The 12,535-nt window shown below is 38.0% G+C and carries 7 protein-coding genes; all 7 read right to left on the bottom strand.

Translation table 11 applies throughout. The features are described from left to right. Positions 1-41: 41 nt before the first annotated feature. The 7 genes from BAU15_RS01220 to BAU15_RS01190 all read right to left on the bottom strand — a co-directional run bounded on the left by BAU15_RS01220 (position 42) and on the right by BAU15_RS01190 (position 12,476). Entirely contained in the window at positions 42-2,591 is a 2,550-nt protein-coding gene (locus BAU15_RS01220) for a glycoside hydrolase family 2 (RefSeq protein ID WP_161840930.1), read from the bottom strand. Positions 2,592-2,665: 74 nt separating this feature from the next. Then, positions 2,666-4,156 carry a glycoside hydrolase family 43 protein gene (locus tag BAU15_RS01215; protein WP_161840929.1) on the bottom strand — a complete coding sequence of 497 codons (1,491 nt, stop codon included), beginning with the start codon at positions 4,154-4,156 and terminating at the stop codon, positions 2,666-2,668. 14 nt (positions 4,157-4,170) lie between these two features. Beyond that, positions 4,171-5,562, bottom strand: coding sequence for a PTS transporter subunit EIIC (locus tag BAU15_RS01210; RefSeq protein ID WP_161840928.1), 1,392 nt, complete (start codon positions 5,560-5,562; stop codon positions 4,171-4,173). A 55-nt stretch (positions 5,563-5,617) separates the two neighbouring features. Continuing rightward, positions 5,618-6,259 (bottom strand): histidine phosphatase family protein, encoded by a 642-nt coding sequence (locus tag BAU15_RS01205; RefSeq protein ID WP_161840927.1) that lies wholly within the window; start codon positions 6,257-6,259, stop codon positions 5,618-5,620. A 341-nt stretch (positions 6,260-6,600) separates the two neighbouring features. Further along, entirely contained in the window at positions 6,601-9,039 is a 2,439-nt protein-coding gene (locus tag BAU15_RS01200) for a GH39 family glycosyl hydrolase (RefSeq protein WP_161840926.1), read from the bottom strand. A gap of 199 nt (positions 9,040-9,238) precedes the next feature. Further along, a complete protein-coding gene (locus tag BAU15_RS01195; protein WP_161840925.1) occupies positions 9,239-10,660 on the bottom strand; it encodes a glycoside hydrolase family 1 protein in 1,422 nt (473 codons plus the stop codon). Further along, positions 10,650-12,476 (bottom strand): beta-glucoside-specific PTS transporter subunit IIABC, encoded by a 1,827-nt coding sequence (locus tag BAU15_RS01190; RefSeq protein ID WP_161840924.1) that lies wholly within the window; start codon positions 12,474-12,476, stop codon positions 10,650-10,652. The genes BAU15_RS01195 and BAU15_RS01190 overlap by 11 nt, the downstream gene beginning before the upstream one ends. Positions 12,477-12,535 lie beyond the last annotated feature (59 nt).

The raw sequence follows: 12,535 nt of genomic DNA, 5'->3' as shown, positions 1-12,535 counted from the left end.
AGTAGTTACCTCAACTTGAAATAACCACACTTTTTTGTGTTTTATTTTTGTGATAAAGTAACTTCCCCTACAATACCTGTCGGTTCCATCGGTTCAAACATGCCTAATAAAAGCGGTTGATCTTGCAGGCCACGATCTGCCGTGGTCGACACGACTATTTTTAATGAATTAGTTCCATCAATCACTTGTTCACTAAGATCAAGTTCATAAGGTGGAGCGATTAAAGTATCCACCCACCGATTGTTCAAATAGACTTCGCAGCCATCAAAAACCCGGGTCATCGATAAGCTGATTTTTTGCCCTTGACGTGCTTCAAATTGATTTGTATAGATAATAGTCCCACTAAAATATGGGTATTTTTCTGACACCGGAGCAAATAGACCGTCCTTATTAATATACTTAGCCACCGGCGTCTCTTTATCAAGCAAAGCGATTTGCCAATCCATATTAAAGGCAACGCTCTCTGGTTCGACTGAATCTATTTTGCTATGACTAGGCAGTTCTACTTCACTAATAACCAAAACGAGTAACTCATATGGCTCTACGGTCATCGCCTCATCTAAATCGATGTTTGTATACTGATCAGTCAACCCATCATAACGATAAACCTTTTTGTCCATAGGTAATTGCGGCTTAATACTGAATGATTCGTTCAGAGATTCATTATGGAAGACCAGGATTTCCTGCTGGTCTTTTTGATAGTGGCGCACAGCAATTTTCCGCTGATCCCCGGCAATCATCCGATAAGTAGCTAATTGTTGCGTTAAATCAACCAACGAACAACAAGTTGCTGGAATCAAATCAACAGCCTCAACTTGATTGCCCACTACGCCATTAGGGAAACGATCGACAAATATCACTTGCTCTGGTGTGACTTTTTTAATGAATGTAGCAAGCGCCTCGGGAATGTAATCAGTTGCTGGAATCACTAAGTTCTCAAATAACTGCCCATTAATTTCAAAGCCTTCAGGACTGATTTTAGCTTGTTCTAACCAGTCAGTTGAAATATAAAGAAAATCAATTTGATTTTGAGAAAATTCTTTCGATACTTCCTGCATTTTTTGATAGCTGCCTAACCACTCAAATTCACCGTGATAGAGAATACCAATCCGAGTGTTTAATCTGCCGCCATTTAATAAATGGCTCATGCGGTGCGCATAATGCATTAATTTTTTGAATAGTGGGTATTGGGGATTATTGCCTTGGGCGTAAAAATGAGGGGGAGAATCTAAATCAGGAAAATCATCGATCGAAAAAGCATGAGGAACAAAATGATTAATTCCGCGGACTAATAAGGAATCTAAAATCCATTTCATGTTACGAATACTTAGCTGCCAACCATAGGCACCATACAATTCACAAAACGCGCGACCGTCTTTTTCACCATCTAGTAAGGCTGCCGAATCTGCTAGTTTAGGTAGACAATATTGATAAAAGACGCCATCATTTTTTGAGCTATTCGTGCGGAAGGTCTCGTCTCCGCCAATTGTTACTTGTCCACTAATGACATCAATTCCGGCCATATCCTGCCCTTGCATCGCTCGGAAATAATGACCCGCTCCTGTACCAAGTCGCGCATGCATATTATTGTCTTCGATGATGTGACCAATATACAAAACTTGTTTGTTTCGACACCATTCGCCTAGCTGCTGACTAAAGTTTTGACTATACAACTGCGTAATATGATTCATGTATTTTAATCTGACAACTTTTTCAAATCCTTCCATGGTATCCGCCCATAATAATGGCAAGTATTGAGCTTTCTCACCAGTCTCTTGCATCTGTTCTGAAAGAGCAGTACTCCAGGGTAAAGCCATATCCTTTTGACCAATAATCTCATCTTTGGCAAATCCGGTCGCATTACCAAAGCCTGGTTCATCAGAAAAGAATCCTCTAAATGTTTCACCAAAATACTCCGGAAAATGATCAAAATGAGGCTGATAAACCGTCTCAATCAATAATCGGACAGAAGCTTTATCCAACATATTTATATAATCTTTTTGTCCACCATTTTCTGTCGTTTCGTAGACAACAAACACTCGCCAATTTCCTTTAGGAAACTGGAAGTTCAGATACTCCGCTTGCGCATAGTCCAGCAAATTAATTGGTTGATTGCTGAGCATCGCCCCTTCCACTAAAGGAAAAGCCGTGATTGCTAGAATTCTATTTTTTTCGATTGCCTCATCATATGATTTAGGTTTCTTCGTGTCATACCATTTTCTGCGCGGTTTTTTTAATAGGTTTAAATTTATGGTGGACAGATAACCTTCACTGAAGACATCCAACGCATTATAATTCAAATATTTCTTCTGTAATTCCGGATGTTTAGCCACCGCGCCATTGGCATACCCGGTCGGAAAATGAGCATCATCTAGTAACCAGACCCGCATTCCCTTACGTTTAGCGGTTTCCAAAATAAAACGAAAATCCTGCCACCAAGCGTCTTTTAAAAAGTGCGGATGCGTCCGCGATTCGACTACAAACTCATCGATTCCAGCTTCCTGAATTTTTTCGATTTCCTTAAGCACCCGCTCTTGATTTTCACCTTTTATCCATAGAAAAGGAAAGATATATGGATTTTTTTCTTTCATCGTCTTCACTCCTCAAGCTTAGTAAAAAGGCTTGAGCTATCCTATATGTGATAGCCCAAGTGCCTTTTTCTCGATTATTCACAAATTTTCTTTACCTGAACCTTATTAATATAATTAGTTGATTCAACCGTTTTATTCCATGTATACAGACCGATAATCACTCCGTTGAATGTCCCCGAAATTTCGGTTGAGAGAAAGATTGTTTCTATTTCTGCAAGTACAGACTCTTTTTCATCTGATACATGAACAAACTGATACCTTTGACCATCGCAACTAACTTTGAGACAGGTCAGTGACTGATTGATTGTGCCCACTTGTTCGAGACTTTCTAAAGAACCAATCTTCTTTCTAACCCAGATTGCCTCACCTTGAATAAAGAAATCCACATGATACGCATGAGACATATAGACGGATACCCCGATTTCAGCAGTCGTATCTTTCATGGATTCAATCTCTGCCGTAAACGAATAAGTAAACTCATCTTGGCGTAGCCCAACAAAAGTTGGCTGGCCAATCTCGCTTAAACTACAACCACCTCGAAGCTGTAGCCCAGCTTCACAGAATTGGTAATTTGAAGCAAGCGGGTTACTTATATGTAGCCACTCATCTGAAAATGTCGTCATCGTACTAAAATCGTAGGTTGTTTGACTTTCTGGTGCTCGCGTATAGCCTTCAAATAAAGGGAAATCAGGCAATAATTCCAGCCCTCTGACAATCGGCCAGCCTTCTTCTGTCCACTCAATCGGCGCAATATTCGTTTCACGTCCTAGAAAGTGATAATAGTTATGGCTTCCTTTAATTCTTGTAGCCAAGCACACAGCAAACCAATCACCTGTTGGACTATCCACTAAATCAGCATGCCCAACACATTGTAATTTACTCCCTGTACTGCGGTTAGTCAGAAAGGGATTGCCTTCAAACGATTCGAAAGGACCGTTGACACAGCGGCTTCTAAAAATAGTTTCCATGTGACCAAATTCAGTCCCACCTTCAGCCATCATCAAATAGTACCAATCATCTTTCCGATAGAGATGAGGACCTTCAGGTGATTTGTGTCCCGTCCCTTTAGAAATTAAGGTTCTCGGAGAAAGTAGCTTCCCTGTAGCCAAATCGATTTCGGCTTGATAAATTCCTTTCTCCTCGCCCCATCGTTCGGCAGTTCCTTGGACATAGATTTTCCCATCGGTGTCAGCAAATAGAGACGGATCAATTCCACCCCATTCTAACGGTAATGGATTTGACCAATCCCCGAAAGGATCTGCCGTCTGAATTAATAGATTTTGACCACTATTCGTATTTGTAAAAATAATATAAAAGCGCTCATTGATATAGCGAATGGTTGGTGCAAAAATTCCTAAAGAGCTTTTGACATCTTTCAAATCAAGCTGCTCATCTCGCGTAAGGCAATTCCCAATCTGTTGCCACTCAACTAGATTTTTACTATGAAAGAGGGGTAATCCTGGAAAATAGTCAAAAGAGGAATTGACTAAAAAATAGTCTCTTCCTCTACGACAAATACTAGGATCCGGATACGTTCCTCTGATTATTGGATTTTGAACGTTCATCAGATCACTCACTCCTATTGATTGCCGGCAATTTTATTAGCAAATTTATCATCATCCCAATTACAGAAGAAATAAGTTAATAGGAACGAAGCAATAAATCCGATGAATAAACAAGCAACGCCCCAGAAAACATTTGATTGAACATCATCTGAACCAAAGTAACCAAAGACATTAAAGACGCCAGACAATCCTGGTGCATAAACTTTAACACCCATTAGCCCAGCAATTCCTCCAGCAAATGCACTTCCAATAGAAGCGAAGATAAATGGTTTTTTAGCTGGAATATTAATCCCGTACATAGCTGGCTCTGTTACACCTAATAGCCCTGTCAAACCAGTAGAAAATCCTAGAGATTTAACTTCTTTATTCTTACTTCTAAGAGCCACTGCTAATACAGCGCCCGCCTGTCCCATTGAAGCTGGAGCAAACATACCATAGATTGGGTCATAGCCATATTGAACCAAGTAATTAATTAATATCGGAGTAATCCCCCAAGCAAGTCCAAACAAGACAATTAGCTGCCACAATCCACCAAAGATAATTCCTGTCAAGACTGGACTAACGCCATAAATCCAATCAAGTGCAATTGATATTCCGTCAGACACTGAGGTAATTAAAGGACCCGCACCTAATACAACGACTGGTACCGCAATAATCAAGACACAAAACGGTACAAAAACCATTTGCAAGACATGGGGAATAGTTTTCTTGAAGAATTTTTCTAAGACTGCTACCAACCAAGCAGCAAAAATTGCTGGTAAAACAGTACTAGAATAATTAATAAAGCTTAATGGAATCCCGATAAATGTTGCAGCTCCCTCTGCACCAACTGCTTCCACCATCATCGGATAGACTAAAACTGCGCCGACTAATGCAGAAAGGTACGGCGTCGCACCAAATTTTTTCCCTGCTGTAAATCCGACAAATACTGGGAAGAAATAATAGATTACGTTAGCAGTCGAATAAAGGACGGTATAGGTTCCTGATTCTGTTGTTATAAGGTCAAATTGCGTAAGAATAGTCAATAATCCTTTTAAAATTCCACAGGCAGCAATTAAACCAATCAATGGAATGAATGTTCCAATAATCACACCCGTAATCTTGTCAAACACACTTTCTTTTTGGTCCCCTTCGTCCACCTGAACAGTCGGCTGACTTGCTAAGCTAGTCACTTGAATAAATTCATCATAGACATTTCCAACTTCGGTTCCAATAATAATCTGATATTCTTTCCCGCGTCTATTGATTCCTGTTACACCAGAAATCCCACGAACTTTCCCATCATCCACTAGGGAACTATCTTTAAATTCTAATCTTAAGCGTGTAAAACAATGCGTTGCACTAACGATATTATCTTTTCCACCAATCGATTCAAGAATACTGTCAATCATTTTTTGATATTTCATCTAAAAATTCCTCCTATTTTTTAAATATTCGAAATAACTTGTGACATCATGTGACTTAAACGGCAGCAACATTGTATGAAATAATTTTTTTCTCTGTTCCATTTATTTCGAGTGTGGTGATTCCTAAATTGACTAGCTCTTCGCCAAGATTAATCGTTGGATCAATTAAATACGCGATATTACGGATCGTATTGCCATGAGTAACTAAAACTACTCGATCCTCATCCCCAAATTGACTGGCAATTTTTTCTAAACCGCTCTTGATTCGTTTGATAAACGTCTGATAATCTTCAGCATCCTTCGTTGGATCGCTGTCATGAAAAGCATTCATCACTTCATCAATCGCCATTTGTTTATAGAAATCCTTCACTGTACTAAAGCCACTATGCTCAGCAATTTTTGGCCAAACATTTTCATTTGTAGCCCCTTCAAAAGAACCAAAAAATGTTTCACGAAATTCAGGCATAAGCAGTGGTTCATCTGCTAAATCTAAGAAACTATTAATAATTCGGCTCGTTTCGATTGTTCGACCCAGGTCGCTTGTCACTAGCGCTGTAATTCCTTTTGTGGCAAAATGTTGACCACATAATTTGGCATTTTCACGGCCCTTCTCAGTCAGCGGAGTATCCGCCCAGCCCTGCATTTTCCCATATTTATTTAGGTAGGTTTCCCCATGTCTCACTAAAAAAAGTTTCACTTAATTCCCTCCATTTGCGTAAAAAGTTCTACAAATAGTTCATGCTGGCCAGCGCTATCTGTTTGTTAAAAAAATAATAGAAAACGATTACAAACAAATCATAGCAACTTTCTTACTAAACAACTTCTCAGTTATGCTGAAAATCACTAGTCTAATCATGACAATTTCATTTATATGTAAAAAAAAGAGCAGATAAGTGTGATACTTATCTGTTCTTTTGCACTATTTGAAACTTTTTAACTCATTCAGGCGAGTTCACAGGACTGAAATTATTTTTGACGATTTAAATAAATAAGCGAACAAATCAGCCAAAATTGTTTGCGGAATTATTTACGACGGAATTATTTAAGCAAACTAATTGTTTTAAAGACAATCGCATGCGTCTCAATCTCGAAATTAATCACTAATTGATTCGTAACTTTTTCGTTTTCAATTCTCATTTGAGGGGCACATTGTCTAGAAAGATAACTGATTTCCTCTTGATTCAGAAAAGTATCTGAATTTAATTTAATAATTTCTTCCAAGTGACTCCCACGATCAGGCGCGATATCCTGCGTCTTAATCCGAGCCATCACACCATTGAAATATTCAGGCAACTGAAGGGTCAAACGGACATTTCGCGGAAATTTATTATTAAATATCGCATAAATATTTTCTTTTCTAAAGGACCCCTGCGAATTATAATAGTAGGCCGAATTCAGATGGGCATAATTAATAGCCAAAATATTAATCGTGTATGGATCTGGCATCGTCACTAATAATTCCTCACTATAATGGATCGTTCTACCTGCCATTTTACTCAGAAAGGCGAGGGCATAAAAACCAACTTTCGGGATGCCACTTCGCGTAACTAGCCCAGACCCACCAAACACTTCTTGCCCTTTAGTATCATGACTAACAACCGCCGCATCAGAATACAGCCAATACCCCACTAATTGACAATGAGGGATTACTTCGACGACATTTTTGATTACATAATTCCCTTTGTAGGCTGTATCATTGATCAAATCACGATTCAAAATAGTCACATTGAATTCTGTAATATAAAGAGGAATGTCCATGTTCTGCTGATTCAGCGCCCGCTTGATTGACTTAACATGTCTGGACATAAAATAGATATCGGGTGAGATAGGATTACTGCGCTTATCTTCTGCAAAATCACTTTTAATTTCATCCATTGGGAAAACCCCAACACTAAAAAAATCTGGCTGAACAGCTGCCTGTTGCCAAGCTTGTATAAATCCACTGACACTGTCATTTTTGATGTCGACACTAATACCACAACCACCAACGAGCATTTCTGGGATGATTTCCTTAACTTTTTCGCTCACTTTAGAAAAATAGTAGAAGTAATTTTTATCTTCATACAATTTCAAATGACGCCCATTCACCTCAATCTCTCCTAGATGAAGCGCCCCAATCGTTTTTAAAACAATCGGTTGCGGCTTCCACAATTCCAACTGCCACTTAGCAACTGTTTGATAGCCGTAACGCGAAATATAATGCTTCAAAAATTTCTGAATCGCTTGAAGATAGCTGTCTAACTGAATAATTTCTTCGCTGAACGGCCGGTTGTCAATTAAATTATTGTAGTCGCTATAGACCGTTTTCCCTTTAAACCCAATCTCTAAAAATGGAATCAGACCACTTTGAATAATCGTATCAATAATAAAATCAGTTTTACTAAAATCTATTTCTTCTTGGTAATTTCCCACTAAATTAGGACTTAACACGCCCCATATTCGACCATATTTGAAATTAATCTGCTCTTTACTATGCTTAATCTGCTCAGCCAATTTAAAATCAAGCAAATCCTCCGCATAGCCTAAATTAATTAATAATTCTGGATCATAACTAGGGTGCTCTTCTTCTGTAAAAACTGTGACCTCATTCACTTCATGTTCTTCTTCATTTTTCTTAGACAACAGTTCTTGCAATTCAGTTAACTCTAATTCATCAATCTTCTCAGGATTAGTCAGTACAACAACATCTTTCTTAACCTCTTTTCGATAATCAGAAGGTGTAATCCCTTGATACTTCTTAAAAATCCGATTGAATGAATTGATATTTGAAAAGCCCGCACTATAAGCAATATCAATCACTGATTTCTCTGTATTCAAAAGGTCATTGCGAACCTTCTCTAATCTTTTTTGGACCGTATAGTCACTAATCGAAATCCCCATCTCTTTAGAAAACAAGCGAGACAAATACTGTTCAGATAAAAATAAATTATTGGCAATCTCAGAAAGCTTAATCTCTTTATCAAAGTTATTATCAATATAAAACTTTAACTCTTCCATCTTCTTGATTGCACTTTTTTTCCGATCCAAGACAAGCTTTTTCCGATAATAATTTTCTAGTATCCCCAGCAATCCAAAATAATTTTGAAAAACAAACGCATTTTGATTAAAAGATTTGAACACGTAAAGTTGTAACAATCGATTGATAAACTTAACAACTTCATAATCACTAGTATTTGTCTGCTCTACTGAGTTTCCTTGAAAGATATATTCGACATCAGTTTCCTTAACATTCATGGCCACTTCATAAGTCAACGTGATGTGGAAAGCTTCGGCATTTTTGACAGTCAGTAGATATTTTTGTGCTTTAGGAATAATCAAGAAATCATCTTTTTGCAAGACCAAGTACTGTTGATCATGGCTCAAAGAAACATCGCCAATTAACACAAAGATAATGTGAATATTATTGTCAAAAAAATACAGTTCATCACTTTTAATTTTCTCTATTTTAATATTTTCCCAAGGATTAATTAACTGCATACGATCACTGTCCCCTCACCTTATTTAAGTTAACCGTTTTCAAAAAATAGTTAGATACAACTAGCCAGCTCATCTATCCGTTATTTTCTCAAGTATAGCATATTCACAAAGATTGGTTTTGGAAATTCTCGACAAAAAGAGAATGAGCACCCTTTGTGAAAGAGTCTCTCATTCTCTACTATAAGACGAGCTGATTATTTTATGAATACTTCTTAATCAATTCCTGATACCAGTAAAATGAAGCTTTAGGGTAGCGTTTAAATGTGCCCTTTCCATAATTGTCAACATCGACATAAATAAAGCCATAACGTTTTTCCATACTTCCTGTCGACAGACCAACTAAGTCAATCGCACTCCATGGCATATAGCCTATCACCTCTACACCATCTTCGATAGCTTCTAATAAAGCTTCTACATGTTCAGATAAGTAGGCTATGCGGTAGTTGTCTTCAATTTTCCCATCAATTAACTCATCTTTAGCACCCAAGCCATTTTCGACAATCATGATAGGTAGTTGGTAGCGATCATAGACTGTATTCAAAAGATACCTCAATCCAGTACTATCAATTTGCCAGCCCCACTCGCTTTCCTTCAGGTGAGGATTTTTAACACCAAACCCAGAAATTAAATTACCAGCAGCTTTGCCTTCTCCTAAATTTACGCCCTCCTCTTGACCACTGATACATAGCGTCTGATAATAGCTACACGAGTAAAAATCAACACAGCCAGCCAAGAGAATCTGCTCATCACCTGCTTCTTTTTGAATAGTTATCCCATGCTCTTTAAAATATCTATTGGAATAACTCGGATACGCTCCGCGAATCATCACATCACTACAAAACATATTTTTCATTTGTTCGTATTGAACTGTTGCAAAGACATCTTTAGGATGACTGGTTAACGGATAGCCAATCATGCTTGCAATCATACAGCCTATCTGAAAATCCGGATACTTAGCACGCGCTAGTAATACCGCTTTGGCACTTGCCAAAAACTGATGATGTAGTGCTTGATATCGAGTATGATCATTATTTATTTCTGAAGGAATACTTGCATTAAGACCGACTGCTGTGCGGATACCAAAATTAACCAATGTACAGTTAATCTCATTAAAGGTAATCCAGTACTTTACTTTGTCCTGATAACGCTCAAAGATTGTTTCACAATATTTTAGATAATGGTCAATCATTTCTCTGTTCGTCCAGCCGCCTTTTTCAGCTAAAAACCACGGTGATTCGTAATGGGAAATAGTTACTATCGGTTCAATTCCATATTTTTTTAATTCATCGAAAACTTGATCGTAGAATTTCAATCCTTTCTCATTAGGTTCATCTTCTACTCCATTTGGATAAATTCTTGTCCAAGCGATAGACATTCTATAAGCTTTCAGCCCCATTTCAGCCATCAATGCTATATCTTCTTTATAATGATGATAAAAATCGATTGCCTCGTGAGAAGAATAGTACTCGTCTTCAAAAGCTGAATCAACCTCTACTCGAACGCCATTTTTAAAATCCGTCGCAATCGTATCAATTACGCTAACACCTTTTTCGTCTTCATTCCAAGCGCCTTCTATTTGATTGGCCGCCGTTGAAGCACCCCATAAAAAATTATTTAACATATAGCACCTCTGCATTTGTCTGATTTTCTCCGATTATTTTCAAACGAATTTCCGAAAATTCTTTCGGATTTGTTACGACTACCATTGTTGTTAGATCGTAACCTAACTTTTCAATTTCCTTTTGGTTGAAGGTTAACAATTGTTGATCCTTTTTCACTAAATCACCTTGCTTAACTAAACTTTCAAAATGTTCACCATTTAATTTGACTGTATCAATGCCCACATGAATTAGTAACTCCAGACCATCATTTCTTCTCAAGCCAATCGCATGTTTTGTAGGAAATAAAGAGATGACTTCCCCAGCAAACGGACTACTGATCACTCCCTCACTAGGAATTACAGCGAAGCCTTCACCCATTAAATTACTAGAAAAAGCAACATCATTGACTTGACTTAATTCAACGATTTGACCTTTTGCGGGTGAAACAATCGCATCCATTTGCATAGCTTCAGAATCATCAATAATATCTTCAAACCCAATCACATAAGTAATCAAGAACGTAATCGCAAATGTCACCGGAATGCTTGTCAGACCCAATACAAAATTAGGAATTGTCCCAGCAAAAATTGGAATTGTCAGTACGCTAGGCGTAACAAATGTCGGTGCCGTAATCCCCAACATACCAATATAACAACCACCTAATAACGAACCTAGAAGGACTGCAACAAACGGTTTTTTCAAGCGTAAATTAACGCCATATAACGCAGGCTCAGTAATTCCTAACAAGGCCGAAACAGTTGCTGACAACGCGGTGCCTCGCAATCTTTTATTCTTAGTTTTAAATGCAACAGCCCCAGCAGCTCCAGCTTCGGCAACATTCGCTGCTAATCCTGAAGGTAAGAAAATCGCATCGAACCCTTGAGTAGCAAACATTTGTACTAATAACGGAATTGTTGCATTGTGTGTGCCAGTCAACACCATAATCGGGAACAGAGCAGCATTTAGTCCAACTGCCAACCAACCCCATTGATTCATAATCGTCACTAATGCAGCAAAACCATCACCTAAAACAGAAGTCAGTGGTCCAATCACAATTAACATGATTGGAGCGACAATCAATAACGAAATCATCGGTTTTAAAAATACTTTGACGATTGCTGGGCTGACTTTATCAGCAAATTTATCGACATATTTTAATAGCCAAACACCAAATATCGCGGGTAATGCTTGCGTACTGTAATTAATAATTTCAACACCAAGTCCAAAAAAATTAGCTGATGTACCAAGCTCGCCAAGTGTCAACAATGTCGGATGGACAATAATTGCAGCAATTACCAATGACAAAAAGATATCAACATTCATTTTCTTGGCTGCGTTGTATGCTACGATAATTGGCAAGAAATAAAAGACAGCATCACCAATCATATTCAACAGAATATAACTCGAGGAATCCATGGCAAGAACTCCCGAAAAGTTGAGCATAACAGCTAATACTTTGATCATTCCTGAGCCAGCAATTACTGGAATCGCTGGAACAAAACAACTAATTAAAGTATCTAAACCTTGTTTAGGCCATTCTTTCCAAGAGCTTCTTTGTTGCTGAGGATTCAGTTCATCCTCTTTATCAAACTCACCTAATTCTTTTTTTACTTTTGCATATACTTGATCAACTTCTGGCCCAATAATCACTTGAAATTGCCCCCCAGTATTTGCAATGCCCAAAACCCCATTTTCCTTTTCTAACTCTTTACCCAACACCAGACTTTCATCTTTTAATTCAAACCTCAATCGAGTCACACAATGCGTTACATTGCGGACATTCTTTTTACCACCTACAGAAGAAACGATTTTCTTTGCTAAACCATCATAGTTCATAATAATTACTCCTTTCGCGTTATGATAGTTCTATTATCTTCAAATAGTAACTTGAAATC

It is taken from the genome of Candidatus Enterococcus huntleyi (assembly GCF_009933175.1).
In the GTDB taxonomy this organism is placed as follows: Bacteria; Bacillota; Bacilli; order Lactobacillales; family Enterococcaceae; genus Enterococcus_K; species Enterococcus_K huntleyi.
Note: the sequence above shows the minus strand (reverse complement) of the source record. Positions and strands in the feature narration are given on the sequence as shown.

What these genes read in the sequence shown, in the direction of transcription:
- BAU15_RS01210 (WP_161840928.1), bottom strand. Translation starts at nt 5,562, where the DNA reads ATGAAATATCAAAAAATGATTGACAGTATTCTTGAATCGATTGGTGGA.
- BAU15_RS01215 (WP_161840929.1), bottom strand. Translation starts at nt 4,156, where the DNA reads ATGAACGTTCAAAATCCAATAATCAGAGGAACGTATCCGGATCCTAGT.
- BAU15_RS01220 (WP_161840930.1), bottom strand. Translation starts at nt 2,591, where the DNA reads ATGAAAGAAAAAAATCCATATATCTTTCCTTTTCTATGGATAAAAGGT.
- BAU15_RS01200 (WP_161840926.1), bottom strand. Translation starts at nt 9,039, where the DNA reads ATGCAGTTAATTAATCCTTGGGAAAATATTAAAATAGAGAAAATTAAA.
- BAU15_RS01195 (WP_161840925.1), bottom strand. Translation starts at nt 10,660, where the DNA reads ATGTTAAATAATTTTTTATGGGGTGCTTCAACGGCGGCCAATCAAATA.
- BAU15_RS01190 (WP_161840924.1), bottom strand. Translation starts at nt 12,476, where the DNA reads ATGAACTATGATGGTTTAGCAAAGAAAATCGTTTCTTCTGTAGGTGGT.